14 protein-coding genes are annotated in these 14745 nt (G+C 68.4%); 10 read left to right on the forward strand and 4 right to left on the reverse strand.

What is annotated here, in order from left to right:
- The first annotated feature begins 5 nt into the window (after positions 1-5).
- The 7 genes from SACXIDRAFT_RS21195 (at position 6) to SACXIDRAFT_RS21225 (ending at position 7711) form a co-directional block, all read left to right on the forward strand.
- Positions 6-569, forward strand: coding sequence for an NADH-quinone oxidoreductase subunit J (locus tag SACXIDRAFT_RS21195; RefSeq protein WP_006240736.1), 564 nt, complete (start codon positions 6-8; stop codon positions 567-569).
- The gene (gene nuoK, locus SACXIDRAFT_RS21200) at positions 566-871 is read left to right on the forward strand and encodes an NADH-quinone oxidoreductase subunit NuoK (RefSeq protein ID WP_006240737.1); all 306 of its coding nucleotides are present in this window, start codon (positions 566-568) and stop codon (positions 869-871) included. The genes SACXIDRAFT_RS21195 and nuoK overlap by 4 nt, the downstream gene beginning before the upstream one ends.
- Before the next feature lie 2 nt (positions 872-873).
- Positions 874-2709 carry an NADH-quinone oxidoreductase subunit 5 family protein gene (locus SACXIDRAFT_RS21205; RefSeq protein ID WP_006240738.1) on the forward strand — a complete coding sequence of 612 codons (1836 nt, stop codon included), beginning with the start codon at positions 874-876 and terminating at the stop codon, positions 2707-2709.
- A gap of 48 nt (positions 2710-2757) precedes the next feature.
- Positions 2758-4245, forward strand: a complete 1488-nt coding sequence (locus SACXIDRAFT_RS21210; RefSeq protein ID WP_040922874.1) for a complex I subunit 4 family protein — start codon at positions 2758-2760, stop codon at positions 4243-4245.
- A 13-nt stretch (positions 4246-4258) separates the two neighbouring features.
- Positions 4259-5668 (forward strand): NADH-quinone oxidoreductase subunit N, encoded by a 1410-nt coding sequence (locus SACXIDRAFT_RS21215; RefSeq protein WP_006240740.1) that lies wholly within the window; start codon positions 4259-4261, stop codon positions 5666-5668.
- A 126-nt stretch (positions 5669-5794) separates the two neighbouring features.
- A complete protein-coding gene (locus SACXIDRAFT_RS21220) occupies positions 5795-6784 on the forward strand; it encodes a malate dehydrogenase (RefSeq protein WP_006240741.1) in 990 nt (329 codons plus the stop codon).
- 195 nt (positions 6785-6979) lie between these two features.
- A complete protein-coding gene (locus SACXIDRAFT_RS21225) occupies positions 6980-7711 on the forward strand; it encodes a YwaF family protein (RefSeq protein WP_040922319.1) in 732 nt (243 codons plus the stop codon).
- Between the two features lie 22 nt (positions 7712-7733).
- Here the strand turns inward: SACXIDRAFT_RS21225 and SACXIDRAFT_RS21230 are convergent, their stop codons facing one another.
- From SACXIDRAFT_RS21230 to SACXIDRAFT_RS21245, 4 genes are read right to left on the reverse strand one after another with little or no spacing between them, the layout of a single operon-like run.
- Positions 7734-9785 carry a M3 family metallopeptidase gene (locus SACXIDRAFT_RS21230; protein WP_006240743.1) on the reverse strand — a complete coding sequence of 684 codons (2052 nt, stop codon included), beginning with the start codon at positions 9783-9785 and terminating at the stop codon, positions 7734-7736.
- Entirely contained in the window at positions 9782-10498 is a 717-nt protein-coding gene (locus tag SACXIDRAFT_RS21235; protein ID WP_006240744.1) for a histidine phosphatase family protein, read from the reverse strand. The genes SACXIDRAFT_RS21230 and SACXIDRAFT_RS21235 overlap by 4 nt, the downstream gene beginning before the upstream one ends.
- 17 nt (positions 10499-10515) lie before the next feature.
- Positions 10516-11376: an undecaprenyl-diphosphate phosphatase gene (locus tag SACXIDRAFT_RS21240; RefSeq protein WP_006240745.1), complete on the reverse strand. Its 861-nt coding sequence runs from the start codon at positions 11374-11376 to the stop codon at positions 10516-10518.
- Positions 11376-12416 (reverse strand): LLM class F420-dependent oxidoreductase, encoded by a 1041-nt coding sequence (locus tag SACXIDRAFT_RS21245; protein ID WP_006240746.1) that lies wholly within the window; start codon positions 12414-12416, stop codon positions 11376-11378. Before SACXIDRAFT_RS21245 ends, SACXIDRAFT_RS21240 begins: the two co-directional genes overlap by 1 nt.
- A gap of 85 nt (positions 12417-12501) precedes the next feature.
- Here SACXIDRAFT_RS21245 and SACXIDRAFT_RS21250 point away from each other — a divergent pair, with 85 nt between their 5' ends.
- From SACXIDRAFT_RS21250 to SACXIDRAFT_RS21260, 3 genes are read left to right on the forward strand one after another with little or no spacing between them, the layout of a single operon-like run.
- Positions 12502-13467 (forward strand): aldo/keto reductase, encoded by a 966-nt coding sequence (locus tag SACXIDRAFT_RS21250; RefSeq protein WP_006240747.1) that lies wholly within the window; start codon positions 12502-12504, stop codon positions 13465-13467.
- The gene (locus SACXIDRAFT_RS21255; RefSeq protein ID WP_006240748.1) at positions 13464-14495 is read left to right on the forward strand and encodes a YncE family protein; all 1032 of its coding nucleotides are present in this window, start codon (positions 13464-13466) and stop codon (positions 14493-14495) included. Before SACXIDRAFT_RS21250 ends, SACXIDRAFT_RS21255 begins: the two co-directional genes overlap by 4 nt.
- Positions 14492-14719, forward strand: coding sequence for a DUF5703 family protein (locus tag SACXIDRAFT_RS21260; protein WP_006240749.1), 228 nt, complete (start codon positions 14492-14494; stop codon positions 14717-14719). The genes SACXIDRAFT_RS21255 and SACXIDRAFT_RS21260 overlap by 4 nt, the downstream gene beginning before the upstream one ends.
- The last annotated feature ends 26 nt before the right edge of the window (positions 14720-14745 follow it).

Below are 14745 nucleotides of genomic sequence, written 5' to 3' on the forward strand. Positions count from 1 at the left end.
AGAACATGTGGACCGAACTCGCGTTCTGGGTGTGCGCCGTGGGCGCCGTCGTCACAGGAATGCTGGTGTTCCGGGTGGACTCCATGGCCCGCGCCACCTTCTCCCTGCTCGCCTCCTTCGTGCTCACCGGCGTGACACTGCTGCTGGTCGAACTGGCCTACCTGGGCACACTCGTGATCCTCATGATGATCATGGAAATGCTCGTCATGGTCGTCTTCATGCTCATGTACATGATGAATCCCGCCGGATTGATGCCGATGACCATGCTGCACAACCGGAAAGGATCACTGACGATCGCGGCCGGAACCTTCGCCGTCCTCACCACCGGCATCCTCCTCATCGATTGGCCCAGCACCCCAACCCGCCCGCCAACCGACCCGACGACCTCACTGGGCGAGGCACTCATGGGCCAGAAGATGCTCGTCATGATGGTCCTCGGACTCGCACTCTTCGCCACCATCGTCGCCACCGTCCTTCTCGCCACCCACCGAGGACGCTACGACCGCTTTGGCGACGAACTCGAACGCCAGCACCCTGCCGACCCGGTACAAGGCGGCACCGGACGATGACCCTGCAGGACTACCTCCTCCTGGCCGCCGCGCTGTTCAGCATCGGCCTCCACGGCGCACTTTCTCAACAATCCATTGTCATGATCATGATGGGACTCGAACTCATGATCAACGCCGTGATCGTCGGCGCCGCCGGATTCTGGTACTTCACCTCCCCACACCAACCCGACGGACAAGTGCTCATCACCCTCGCGGTCACAGCCATGGCCATCGAGATGGCCGCCGGATTCGCCGTGACCACAGCACTGTTCCGCGCCAGAGACGTGGACACCACCGACATGGCCGCGGATCTGAAGGGCTGAACATGCTCTGGGCGCTCATCGTGATCCCCCTCGCGGTCGGCGCGACCCTGCTCCTCACCGGCCCCCGCGCGAACCCCCACGCCGCACCAGCCGCGCTCGCAACCGCAGCACTGACCCTGGCAGGCTCGATCACTGTGGCGCTGACCCACCCCAGCGCCTCAGCGCCCTTCGTGGCAGGAGCCACCTTCGGCCTCCACGTGGACGGACTGTCCGCCACCCTCGTCGTCACCATCACCACAGTCCTGCTCCTGGTCCTTCTCTTCGCCACCGGCGAGATCGGCCCGGACCAGCCCCGAGCCCGATTCTTCGGGCTCATGCTCCTCTTCGCGGGCTCGATGCTGGTGACCGTCACCGCCACCACCCTCGTCTCCCTGCTCATGGCATGGGAGATCATGGGCGCCACCTCGTACGCCCTCATCGGCTTCCGATGGCGCGAAACCCGACCCCCCAACTCCGGAACCATCGCATTCCTCACCACCCGCACCGGCGACCTCGGCCTCTACCTCGCCGCAGGGGCGGCACTCGCCGGCGGCACCGGCGGCCTGACACTCGACCGGCTCGCAACCCTGCCCGACGGATGGCGCGACGTCGTCGCCGCCGGCGTAACCCTCGCCGCCCTCGGCAAATCCGCCCAACTCCCGTTCAGCTTCTGGCTGTCCAGGGCCATGGACGGCCCCAGCTCGGTCTCGGCACTCCTGCACTCGGCCACCATGGTCGCGGCAGGGGCCTACCTCCTCCTCCGGCTGCACCCCCTGCTGTCCTCCACCGCATGGGCAGCCACACTGATCGCCTGGCTCGGAGCCACCACCGCACTCGCACTCGGCGCCGTCGCACTGACACAATCCGACCTCAAACAACTCCTGGCGGCCTCCACCTGCGCCCAAGTCGGATTCATGTTGCTGGCAGCCGGAACCGGCGGAGTCACCGCAGGAACCGCCCAGCTCGTCACGCACGCGCTCACCAAGAGCCTGCTGTTCCTCGCCGCAGGGGCATGGCTGGCCACACTCGGCACCCAACAACTCACCGGCCTCAGAGGCGCGGCCAGACACCACCCACTGACCGGAATCACCTTCACCATCGGCGCGGCCACGCTGGCCGGAATCCCACCACTGCCACTGTGGACGACCAAAGACCACATCCTCGCCGCGACTCTGCCCGAGACACCCGCCCTGTACCTACTGGGGTCCGCCGCCGCAGCCCTGTCCGCCGGATACGCGGCACGAGCCGTCACCGTGATCTGGTCCGCTCCTTCACCCGACACCGCGCGACCGGAGACCCGCCACATCCCCTCACCGCAACGCATCACCCTGCCAGCCCTGGCCGTGGCCACCACGGCACTCAGCGTCCTCGCCGCGCCCGCCCTGTGGTCGGCCTTCACCAACGTCATCTCCACCGGAACACACCCCACACCGACCTGGTGGGAACAACTGCTCTCCGCCGCGATCGCCATCACCGCCGCAGGAGCGGTCACCACAGCCCTCCGGCTCCGCGGTGACCTACCCGCACCCCCACGCCTCACCGAATGGCTCGGACTCGAAACCCTCGCACACACGGCCGTCGCGGCACCGACAGCACACACCGCCGGCACACTGGCCCACTTCGACGACCACACCCTCGACGGCGGCGTCCGCGCCACCGCCGCCCTCGGCACGACACTGGCCCACACAACCGCCACCCGACTGGAACCCGCCACCGACGCCGTCGTCGGAGCCATCGCCCGCGACACCCGTGAACTCGGGCGACTCGCCCGCCGCCCACAAACCGGGCAACTCCACCACTACTACGCGCAGACCGTCGTCGCGCTCGCGATAGTGGCACTCCTCCTGACGCTGCTCTGACCAGAACGGCACCACAAAAACAGGATCCGGCAAGGAAACGAGGTGAGCGTGCTCAGCATTCTGGTGTTCCTGCCACTGGCCGTCGCGGCCGTGCTCCTCGCCATGCCCCGGATCAGCGACACAGCTGTGAGCTGGACCTGGATCACGACCACCGCCACCGAACTCGTCCTGGTCATCGTGCTGTGGGCGAACTACACACCCTCGGAATCCGGATTCGCCTACGAGGTCAACCGGAGCTGGATCCCCAGCGTGAACTCCGGCTACCACATCGGCATCGACGGCCTCAGCCTGCCACTGGTGGCCATGACGGCCACCCTTTTCCTCGCCTGCGCGATCTATTCCCTGCGCCACACACCGCGAGTACGTGCGTTCGCCGCACTCTTCCTTTTCCTCGAAACAGTCTGCCTCGGACTGTTCGTGTCGCTCGACCTCATCCTCTTCTTCGTCTTCTTCGACCTGTCCATCGTGGGCATGTACTTCGTCATCGCGGGCTGGGGCCACCACAAAGCCGCGCAAGCGGCACAGAAGTTCTTCCTCTACACCTTTCTCGGCTCACTCGCCCTCCTACTCGGCTTCATCGGCCTGTTCGTCGCAGCCGAACCCAACACCTTCGACATCGTGCGGCTGACCGAACAGAACCCCCTCGCCGAGAGCGGCACCCCCGGCGTACTCATCCTCCTCACCATCGTCCTCGGACTGGCCGTCAAAACACCCACGATCCCGTTCCACACTTGGCTGCCACCCGCCCATACCGAGGCACCCGCCGCGGGATCGGCGATCCTGGCCGGAGTGCTGTTGAAACTGGGCACCTACGGGTTCGTCCGCATCGCGATGCCGATGCTCCCCGACGCCTGGCGCACCTACGCCCAGGCCATCGTGATCATCGGAGTGCTCAGCGTCCTCTACGGCGCACTGGTCGCACTCGGGCAACACGACTTCAAACGAATGATCGCCTACACCTCGGTCAATCACATGGGCTACATCATCCTCGCGATCGGCGCGACAGGCCTGGTCACGACCACCAACACACAAGCCCAAAACCTCGCCGTCACCGGCGCGGTCACCCAAATGGTCAGCCACGGCCTCATCACCGGCGCGCTGTTCCTGCTCACCGGCGTACTCCACGAACGGGGCCGTACCTACGACATGAACTCCTACGGCGGGCTCGCCGCCCGCGCACCCCGTTTCGCCGGGCTCACCGCCGCCGCGGCGTTCGCCGCACTGGGCCTGCCCGGATTCTCCGGATTCATCGCCGAGTTCCAGATCTTCACCGGGTCACTACCCGGCGCGCCGATCGCCACCCCACTGGCCTTCCTCGGAATCCTGATCACAGCCGCCCTGTTCCTCCGTGCTTTCCAACGACTCTTCCTCGGCCCCCCACAGGCAACCCGCGCGGTCGCCGACCTCACCACCCCGGAAACCGCCTCGATCGTTCCGCTCATCGCGCTCGCCATCCTTATCGGACTTTTCCCGCGCTTCCTGCTCGACCTCATCGAACCCGCCGCCCACACCCTCGGCACCCTGCTGAACCGGTGAGAGACCAACGGCCATGCTCGAAGACCTGACCAACCTGCTCCCCGAACTCCTTCTCGCGGGCGCAGCCGTGCTCGGCCTGCTGCTCGGTTCCTACCTCCCACGGCGCAAGCAGTGGATGGTGCGCCTGCTCGTCGCCCTGACCTGTGCGGCAGGACTCGCCGCCACCGTCGCCCGCTGGACACAACAAGCCACGACCACGTTCGAGAACGCCTACGCCATCGACGTGGCCACCAATACCGTCCGAACCGTCGTACTACTGTCCGTACTGCTCGTCCTCGGTCTCGCCACCTCGGAAACACGCGATCAGCCACGAGAAACCGAGTTCGTCGTCCTGCTGTCCCTCGGCGCGCTCGGCGCCGTGCTGCTCGCGGGAGCCAACGACCTACTTCTCCTTGCCGCCGCCTACCTGCTGGCCAGCGTCCCCCTCTACGCCCTGACCGCATTCGCCAAGGACTCCCCCGGTACCGAGGCCGCACTGAAGTACTACCTGATGGGCGCGCTGCTGGGCGTACTGATGCTGTTCGGCCTGACGACCCTGTTCGGCGTGGCCCACGCCACCATCTACCCCCGACTGGCCACAACCCTGCCCTCCGCACCACCCGCAGCCGTTGCGTTCGGCGCCGCCCTGCTTCTCGCCGGTCCCCTGTTCAAAGCAGGTGGTGTCCCCGTGCACTTCTGGGTACCCGACGCAGCCCAAGGCGCACGCCCCGCAGTCGCCGCCGTCATCACCACCATCCCCAAGATCGGCGCCGTTGTGGCCGTTTACCGGTTCGCCACCACCGGTCTCGCACCGACCACACTGGACTGGCGGCTGCTGGTCGCGATCCTCGCCGCGCTGACCATGACGCTGGGCAACCTCGCCGCCTTCTTTCAGGACAACGTCCGGCGGTTACTGGCCTACTCCACGATCAGCCAGGTCGGCTATCTGCTCATGGCTGTCGCCGCGGCGGGACTCTCCGCACTGGCTCTGCCGAGCCTGCTGCTCTACCTCACCGCGTACGCTGTCACCAATCTCGGCGCGTTCGCCGTCACCGCCGCCTTCCCCGGAACAGACACCCTCGCCGGCTACCGAGGACTGCTGCACCGCAACCGTGGGGCAGCGCTCAGCCTCGTCGTCTGTCTGCTCGGTCTCGTCGGCACGCCACCCACCGGCGTGTTCACCGGAAAACTCACCGTGTTCACCGCAGCCCTCGACGCGGGTCTCACCTGGCTCGTCGTCATCGCCGTCCTCAACACGGTTGCCAGCCTCTTCTACTACCTGCGCTGGATCACACCCGCAGTCAGTACCGAACCGGGAATCGGCGAACCGGTGAGCCGATGGCCACTGTTCACCGCCGCTGTCGCCGCAGCGCTCGCTGTCGGAATCGGGCCACTCGCCGGGATCCTTGTGACCGTGTTCGAAGGGGACCTGGCTGCCCGCTGACCTACGGGTGATCATGCCAACACCGCTCAATCGGTTCAGGTGAGCCGACGCACCCGTACCGCCACGCGAACGGCCGATAACATCCCGGGTACACACAAGCACTGGAACCGTCAGCAGGAGAACGTCATGACGCAGGCCCCTGTCAACGTCACCGTCACCGGCGCCGCCGGCCAGATCGGCTACGCGCTGCTGTTCCGCATCGCGTCCGGCCAGCTTCTCGGTCAGGACAAGCCCGTCCGGCTGCGGCTGCTGGAGATCCCGCAGGCGGTGAAGGCGGCCGAGGGAACCGCCCTCGAACTCGAGGACGGCGCCTTCCCGCTGTTGGCGGGCATCGACATCTTCGACGACGCGAAGCAGGCGTTCGAGGGCACTAACGTGGCGCTGCTCGTCGGCGCCCGCCCGCGCACCAAGGGCATGGAGCGCGGCGACCTGCTTGAAGCCAACGGCGGCATCTTCAAGCCGCAGGGCGAGGCCATCAACGCGGGCGCCGCCGACGACGTGAAGGTTCTCGTGGTCGGCAACCCTGCCAACACCAACGCGCTCATCGCCAAGGCCCACGCCCCCGACGTCCCCGCGGAGCGCTTCACCGCGATGACCCGTCTCGACCACAACCGGGCCATCGCCCAGCTCGCCAAGAAGCTCGGCGTCCCGGTCACCGAGGTGAAGAAGATGACCATCTGGGGCAACCACTCCGCCACCCAGTACCCGGACATCTTCAACGCCGAGGTCAACGGCACCAGCGCCGCCGAGGCCGTCGGCGACCAGGCGTGGCTGGAGAACGAGTTCATCCCCAGGGTCGCCAAGCGCGGTGCCGAGATCATCGAGGCCAGGGGCGCGTCCTCGGCCGCCTCGGCGGCCAACGCCGCCATCGACCACATCTATAACTGGGTCAACGGCACCCCCGAGGGTGACTGGGTGTCCATGGGCGTCCCCTCCGACGGCTCCTACGGCGTTCCCGAGGGTCTGATCTCGTCGTTCCCCGTGGTCTGCCGCGACGGCTCCTACGAGATCGTGCAGGGCCTGGAGATCAACGACTTCTCCCGCGCCAAGATCGACGCCTCAGTGGCCGAACTCAGCGAGGAACGCGACGCCGTGCGCAAGCTCGGCCTCGTCTGAGCCGGTCCCGAAGGGAAGGTCACCTCCTCAGCGTGTCTGCTGTGGGAGGTGACCTTTTTCGTGTGAATGGAACTGGAAGGATCTCCTCCTCAAGGCTCTCGCGTATAGGACGTTATACATTTTCGGTGTCGGTTCGACGCCACGCCTGCCACGATGGAAAGCGACAGGAGCACCCGGCTCCTCACGGCACAGCCCATGGACACGACGGCAGCACAACACCAGTTCACCGCCTACGGCCTCTCCCACTGGGCGGTCCTCGCCGTGTTCGCCGTCGGTGCCGCCCTGCTCGTCCTCACCGGCCGCGCACACCGGCACTCCCCCTCCGAACGGCTGATCAGCCGCACCTTCGGCGTCGTGCTGCTCGCCATCCACCTCAGCGCACTCGGCTACACGATGTCGTCACGCGACTGGGGTCTGCTCGACACCATCCCCCTGCACCTGTCCGACCTCGCTGGATTCGTCGCCGCGTTCGCGCTGCTCACCCACACCCGCTGGGCCTACGCGCTCACCTACTACTGGTGCCTGACCCTCTCCCCGCAGGCACTGTTCTCCCCCGTCCTCGCAGGCCCCGACTTCCCCCACCACGAGTTCCTGGCGTTCTGGGCCCTGCACCTGCTCGTCGTGTGGGCCGCGATCTACCTCACCTGGGGCGTGGGGCTGCACCCCACCTGGCGTGACTACCGCACCGCCGTCGCCATCACCGCCTGCTGGGCTGTGTTCGCCATCGCCTTCAACAGCGCAACGGGCACCAACTACGGCTACCTCAACCGCAAACCCACCACCGGCTCGATCCTTGATGCCCTCGGCCCCTGGCCCTGGTACGTCGTCGCGGAAGTCGCGATCATCCTCGCCGTCTGGGCAGCGCTCACCTGGCCGTGGACCCTCACCGCCCGGCGCGGCGAGGACGTCGGCGAGAAACCCAACTGACCGCCGACGCCCCCACCACCGGCTACGCCCCCGTCAGGCCACGGCGCTTCAGCAGCGGCTCGATCTCCGGGTCACGGCCACGGAACGCCCGGAACGCCACCATCGCGTCCTTGCTGCCACCCCGGGACAGCAACTCCCTCCGGAAGTGGTCGCCGTTCGCGCGCGTGAGACCGCCGTTCTCCCTGAACCACTCCACAGTGTCGGCGTCGAGCACCTCGCTCCAGATGTAGGAGTAGTAGCCGGCCGAGTAGCCGTTGCAGAAGATGTGCGCGAAGTACGTGCCCGCGTAACGCGGCGGGATCTCCTCCACCGCGACACCGGCCTTCTCCAGCGCCTGCGCCTGGAACGCCGCCACGTCCTCCACCGTCGTGTCCGCGTCCAGCGTGTGCCACGCCAGGTCCAGCAGCGACGCGGCGAGATACTCCGTCGTCGCGAACCCCTCGCCGTACGTGCTGGACTCGCGCAGCCTCTCCACCAGCCGCTCCGGCAACGGCTCACCCGTGCGGTGGTGGCGGGCGTAGTTGGCCAGCACCTCCGGCCACAGCACCCACATCTCGTTGACCTGCGAGGGGAACTCCACGAAGTCCCTCGGCACGTTCGTGCCCGCGAACGTCGGGTACCGCGTGTCCGACAGCAGCTCGTGCAGCGCGTGCCCGAACTCGTGGAACATCGTCTCCACCTCGTCGAACGACAGCAACGCGGGCTCGCCCTCCGGCGGCTTGGTGACGTTCAGGTTGTTCACCACCACCGGTTTGCGCTCCAGCAGCCTCGACGGCACCCGGTAGGAGTTCATCCACGCGCCGCCGCGCTTGGAGTCGCGCGCGTAGAAATCGGCGATGAACAGCCCCAGCTGGCCGCCGTCGGCGTCGAACACCTCGAACACCCGCACATCGGGGTGGTAGACCGGCAGGTCGGGGCGCTCGGTGAACGTCAGCCCGTACAGCATCGTGGCGGCGTGGAACACCCCGTCCCGCAGCACCCGATCCAGCTCGAAGTACGGGCGCAGCTCGGCCTCGTCGATATCGAACCGGCGCTTGCGCACCCGCTCGGCGTAGAACGTCCAGTCCCACGGCGCGAGCGCGTGATCGGCCCCGGATCGCACGATCTCCTCGGTCAGCTCGGCAGCCTCGGCGCGGGCGTTGGCCACCGCCACAGGGGCCAGCCGGTGCAGCAGTTCCGTGGCGGCCTCCGCCGTGCCAGCCGTCTCGTCCTCGATCACGTACGCCGCGTGGTGCGGGTAGCCGAGCAACGCGGCCCTCTCGGCCCTCAGCCGCGCGATCCGCACCAGGACCGCCTTGTTGTCATGCTCGTTGTCCCGATTGCCCCTCGCCGTCGCGGCACGGAACACCCGCTCCCGCAACGCGCGGTTCTCCAGCAACGCCAGCAGCGGCTGCCGGGTCGGCAACGCCAGCGTCAGCAGGTACCCGCCGTCCTCGCCACGGGCGGCCGCGGCCTCGGCCGCCGCCGCGATCGTCGCCTCAGGAAGTCCCGCCAGCTCCTCCCGGTCCTTCACCAGCACGGCGAGGTCGTTGGTGTCGGCGAGCAGGTTGTCCTGGAAGCGGGTCGCCAGCGACGACAGTTCGGTGTTCAACTCCCGCAGCCGGGCCTGGTCGGCCTCGGGCAGCGCGGCACCGGCACGCACGAAGTCGAGGTGGTACCGACGCAGGAGCCACGCCGATTCCTCGTCGAGCCCCAGCGAGTCCCGCTCCTCGTACAGTCGCTCCACCCGCGCGAACAACGCCGGATTCAGGTGGATGGCGTCCGAGTGCGCGGACAGCTTCGGCGCGATCTCGGCGTGCACGGCCCTGAGTGTGTCGTTGGTGTGGGAGGCGTTGAGGTTGAAGAACACCTCCGACACCCGGTCCAGCAGCTCACCGGAGCGTTCGAGAGCCACGATCGTGTTGTCGAACGTCGGCGGCTCCGGATTGTTCGCGATGGCCTCCACCTCGGCGGACTGCTCCGCCATGCCAGCCCGGAACGCGGGCAGGAAATGCTCGCCCGAGATCCGGTCGAACGGCGGGAACTCGTACGGGAGATCACTCGCCGTCAACAGCGGGTTGTCCGCAGTCGTCACGCTCGGTCCTTTCGTCCTGTCGCTCCCCCGACGTCCGCGTCGGAGGACAGCCTGCCGCCCCGGCGCCGCCGCTTCGGCTTCGACGGCACGATTCCGCTCAGATCGCCACCGCACTCGTTCATGCGCAGCACGAACGGCCGGGTCTCGGTGTAGCGGATCACCGAGACCGATGCCGGCTCGACGACCGTGCGCTGGAAGAGGTCGAGGTGCTGGCCGAGCGCATCGGCCAGCACCGCCTTGATCACATCTCCGTGGGTGCACGCCAGCCACACCGCGTGCTCGCCGTGCTCCTCGGCGATCCGGGCGTCGTGCTCCCGCATGGCGCCCACGGCTCTGGCCTGCATCTGGGCCAGGCCCTCCCCTCCGGGAAAGACCGCGGCGGACGGCTGGGCCTGCACGACCTTCCACAGGGGAAGCCGTGCGAGATCGGCGAGCTTCGCACCGGTCCACTCGCCGTAGTCAACTTCGGACAGCCGGGTCTCGGTGCGCGGGGTCAGCTCCCTCGCCTTCAGCAGCGGTGCCAGCGTCTGCCTGCACCGCAGCAACGGCGAGGTCAGTACCTCGGCCAGTGGCACGTCAGCGAGCCGAGGCACCAGCGCTTCCGCCTGCGCACGGCCGGTGTCGTCGAGACCGACGCCGGAGGCCCGCCCCGCGAGGACCCCGGCGCCGTTCGCCGTCGATCGGCCGTGCCTGAGCAGGATCACAGTTCCCACGCCGCCACCCTACGGGTTCAGTTTCGCTGTTCGGCCACGCCGGCCTCCTCAGGGCCCGCGTTCGGGTCGAGCACGCCGGTGAACACCAGCACCAGCACCAGCACGCCCAGCGCGACCCGGTAGATCACGAACGGCAGGAAGCTGTTCTTCTTGATGTAGGACATCAGCCACGCGATCACGGCGTAGCCGACACCGAACGACACGATGGTGGCCAGCAGGGTCGGCCCGACTCCCGGCGCGTCGGCCTCGCCGATGTCGGTGAGTTTGTACACGCCCGACGCGAGCACAGCGGGCACGGCCAGCAGGAAGGCGTACTCGGCGGCGTCGGCCCTCGTGTAGCCGAGGAGCAGACCGCCGGTGATGGTGCCCCCGGAGCGGGACACCCCTGGGATGAGCGCGAGTGCCTGCGCGAAGCCGTAGGCGAGGCCGTGCGGGATGGTGAGCTGGTCGAGGCCACGGTCCTTGCGGCCCACCCGGTCGGCCAGCAACAGCAGCAGACCGAACACGATCAGCGTGGTGGCCGTCAGCCGCAGATCCCGGAACACGCTTTCGATGCGGTCCTCGAACAGCAGGCCGAGCACCGCGATCGGGATCGATCCGACGATGATGAGCCAGCCCATCCTCGCGTCGGGATCGGAACGGTACTCACGCTTGGTCAGCGACAAGAACCAGCGGTGCAGGATCCGGCCGATCTTGCGGCTGAAGTACAGCAGCACGGCGAGTTCGGTGCCGATCTGCGTGACGGCCGTGAACGCCGCCCCCGGGTCGTCCCACCCCGCGAAGGCCGCGGTCAAGCGGATGTGCGCGCTTGACGAGATCGGCAGGAACTCCGTGAGCCCCTGCACCAGTCCCAGTACGAGTGCTTCGAACCAGCCCATCAGGCCACTCCCGCCCTGTCCAGTGCCTCCAGCGCCACACGCAACGCCGCCGGCGCGTCCTCCGGCGGCACGAAGGGCAGCACGGTCAGCGTGGTCACGCCAGCCTCGGCGAAGGCGGCCATGCGCTCGGCGATCCGCGACGGCGGCCCGAGCAGCGACGTCGCGTCGAGGAACTCCAGCGGCACCGCCGCCATCGCACCCTCGTGGTCCTTGGCCAGATACCGGTCCTGCACCTCGGCCGCGGCGTCGGCGAAACCCATGCGCACGGCAAGCCGGTTGTAGAAGTTCTTGTCCCTGCTGCCCATCCCGCCCAGGTACAGCGCCGCGTAGCCGCGGACGGAGTCGGCGCACACCGTCCAGTCGTCGCCGGGCACCAGCGGCACCGAGGGCGCGACGTCGATGTCCGCGAGCGTGCGGCCCGCCTTGGCCGCCCCGGCCCTGAGGTGGTCGAGCTGCAGATCGGCGTGGTCGGGCGAGAAGAACACGGGAAGCCAGCCGTCGGCGATCTCCCCGGTGAGTTCCAGATTCTTCGGCCCGATGGCGGCGAGGTAGGTGGGGATGTGCTCGCGCACAGGGTGCACCGTCAGCGTGAGCGCCTTTCCGGGACCGTCGGGAAGCGGGAGCTGGAAGTGCTCGCCGTCGTAGCGGACCTTCTCCCTGCGCAGGGCCATCCGCACGATGTCGAGGTACTCGCGGGTCCTGCCGATCGGCGAGGTGAACCGCACGCCGTGCCAGCCCTCGGACACCTGCGGGCCGGAAACGCCGAGGCCGAGGCGGAACCGCCCCCCGGACAGCATGTCCAGCGTCGCGGCCGTCATCGCCGTCGCGGCCGGGGTCCGCGCCGGAATCTGGAGCACAGCGCTTCCGACGTCGATGGACGACGTCTGCGCGGCGATCCACGCCAGCACCGTCGCCGCGTCGGAACCGTACGCCTCCGCGACCCACACCACCGAGTAGCCGAGCGAGTCGGCCTCCCTGGCCAGTGCCAGGTTGGACACCTCGCTGCCCGCGCCATATCCGAGATTCAGTCCCAATCGCACGGACGCTGACACTATCGGGCGGTGACGCGCCGCCTGACACGCCTTGGTCACGGCCCCGTACGGGCGACAGATAGGCTCTGACGCTATGGAAAGCCGTCAGCTCGGCACCTCCGGCCTGCGGGTGTCGCGAATGGGGCTCGGCACGCTCTCGTGGTCAACCAGCACCGACGCCGAGGACGCCGCCAACCAGCTCGCGGCGTTCGTTGACGCGGGCGGCACTCTCGTCGATACCGCCGACATCTACGGCGAGGGAGAGGTCGAGCGCCTGCTGGGGTCGCTGCTGCGCAGTCTGGTGCCCCGCGATCACGTGGTGCTCGCCACCAAGGCCGTTGCCCGCAGAACCGGAGGCCCTTTCGGGGGTGGCGCCTCGCGCGGGGCTCTGCTGTCCGCGCTCGACGGTTCGCTGCGCAGGCTCGGGGTCGAACACCTCGACCTGTGGCAGTTGCACGCGTGGGACCATGCCGTTCCGATCGAGGAGACCCTGTCCGCGCTGGAGTACGCGCTGCGCAGCGGCAAGGTCCGCTATGTCGGAGTGTGCAACTACACGGGCTGGCAGCTCGCGACAGCAGCCTCGGAGCTGGACGGGGGCCGGATCGTGTCGGTGCAGTCCGAGTACTCGCTGCTCGAACGCGGCATCGAACGCGAGGTCGTTCCCGCCGCCGCGCATCACGGCATCGGTGTGCTGCCGTGGGCCCCGCTCGGCAGGGGCGTGCTCACCGGTAAGTACCGCACCGGCACCCCCGCCGACTCGCGTGGCGCCTCCACCGCCTACGCCAACTACGTCGAGCAGCACCGCACCGAACGCGCGGCGCGCATCGTGGAGGCGGTCGTCACGGCGGCGGAGGGCCTCGGCACCTCGCCGCTGTCCGTGGCACTGGCGTGGGTGCGTGACCGGCCCGGTGTGATCGCGCCCATCGTCGGCGCGCGCGACAAGAGCCAGCTCGCGGGCTCGCTCGCCGCCGAGAGTCTGACCCTGCCCGCAGCGATCAAGGCGGCGCTCGACGACGTCAGCGCCATCGAGTTCGGTTATCCGGAACGGTGGCCGGTATGAGAATCCCCGCACGGCTCTCCACGACGACCTCGGTACTGCTGGCCGCCGCGCTGGTGTGGCCGCTGGCTGCCTGCTCCGGAGAGGAGGAGGTCACCGACGAACTCCAGGTGGTCGGCAACCCCACCGCCGCGACCCCGCAGCCGTCTCCGGAGACCACGACGGCGCCCGAGGGCGTGGTGATCGGCCTCGACGGTGGTGTCACGGCTCTGACCACCGCACCGGGTGACGGCACCGTCGCCGTCGCGGTCACCGACCCCGCCAGGGTCCTGCTCTACGCCCGCGACGCTCTCGGCGAACCCGATCCGGACCCCACCGTGGTCGAGCTCCCAGGACCGGTCGAGCACCTCACCGTCGCGGACGACGAGGTACTGGCACCCGTGCCGTCGGAGAACACGCTCGCTCGCATCACTCTCGACGGTGACGTTCGCCTGGTCCCGGTCACCGGCGAGCCGAGCGGCGCGGCGACCGTCGATGACCGGACACTGCTGAGCCTGCGCGAGCGCAAGGGCGTCGGTGTGCTGGACGACGGCCGGACGGACCCGGTGATCGCGGGTGGCCTGAACAGTGCCGACGACGTGGTGGTGGCCGACGGCCGACCGCTCGTTCTCGACCGCCTGCGCAGCGCCGTGTTCCAGGTGGACATCGAGGGGCAGGACGTGGGCGTCGGCCTGCGGGCAGGCCAGGGCGCCACGAACATGGTCGCCGACGACTACGGCCGGGTGTTCGTCACCGACACCCGCAGCGGCGCCGTCCTGGCGTTCTCCGCCGACCCGCTGCTGCTGCGCCAGCTCTACCCGGTGGCCGGTGGGGTCTACGGAATGGCCTACGACTCCGGACGCGACGTGCTGTGGGTGACGCTGACGGCACGCAACGAGGTCGTCGGCTTCGACGTGCGCGGCGGTGAACCGGTGGAGCGGTACCGCTATCCCACCGTTCGCCAGCCCGATTCGGTTACCGTCGATTCCAAGACGGCCCGAGTCGTGGTGGGCTCGGCGACCGGTGAAGGGATCCAGGTGATCACTCCATGACGAACGCGGAAGCGGTGATCGACGGGGATTGGGAGTACCGCCGGGTGCAGTTGCCTCCTGGTGTGTCCCGGCTCTCCGCCGCCGTGCAACTGTCGATCCAGGCCGAGTTCTCCGGCTGGGAGTTGTCGAACGTGCGGCTGTTCGCCGACGGCACCCGCAAGGTGTGGCTGCGACGGCGGCGATCGCTCGCCACGGCCGGGTTGTTGCCCGGGCTCATCACCTGAGGGTCACCGCCGCGACACCGCCCGCC

This window comes from Saccharomonospora xinjiangensis XJ-54, assembly GCF_000258175.1.
GTDB lineage: Bacteria > Actinomycetota > Actinomycetes > Mycobacteriales > Pseudonocardiaceae > Saccharomonospora > Saccharomonospora xinjiangensis.

Bases quoted from the DNA above. Each gene is read 5' to 3' on its own strand.
- SACXIDRAFT_RS21260 (WP_006240749.1), top strand. From the start codon at position 14,492: ATGACGAACGCGGAAGCGGTGATCGACGGGGATTGGGAGTACCGCCGG.
- SACXIDRAFT_RS21220 (WP_006240741.1), top strand. From the start codon at position 5,795: ATGACGCAGGCCCCTGTCAACGTCACCGTCACCGGCGCCGCCGGCCAG.
- nuoK (WP_006240737.1), top strand. From the start codon at position 566: ATGACCCTGCAGGACTACCTCCTCCTGGCCGCCGCGCTGTTCAGCATC.
- SACXIDRAFT_RS21205 (WP_006240738.1), top strand. From the start codon at position 874: ATGCTCTGGGCGCTCATCGTGATCCCCCTCGCGGTCGGCGCGACCCTG.
- SACXIDRAFT_RS21195 (WP_006240736.1), top strand. From the start codon at position 6: ATGTGGACCGAACTCGCGTTCTGGGTGTGCGCCGTGGGCGCCGTCGTC.
- SACXIDRAFT_RS21215 (WP_006240740.1), top strand. From the start codon at position 4,259: ATGCTCGAAGACCTGACCAACCTGCTCCCCGAACTCCTTCTCGCGGGC.
- SACXIDRAFT_RS21240 (WP_006240745.1), bottom strand. From the start codon at position 11,376: ATGGGCTGGTTCGAAGCACTCGTACTGGGACTGGTGCAGGGGCTCACG.
- SACXIDRAFT_RS21250 (WP_006240747.1), top strand. From the start codon at position 12,502: ATGGAAAGCCGTCAGCTCGGCACCTCCGGCCTGCGGGTGTCGCGAATG.
- SACXIDRAFT_RS21225 (WP_040922319.1), top strand. From the start codon at position 6,980: ATGGACACGACGGCAGCACAACACCAGTTCACCGCCTACGGCCTCTCC.
- SACXIDRAFT_RS21255 (WP_006240748.1), top strand. From the start codon at position 13,464: ATGAGAATCCCCGCACGGCTCTCCACGACGACCTCGGTACTGCTGGCC.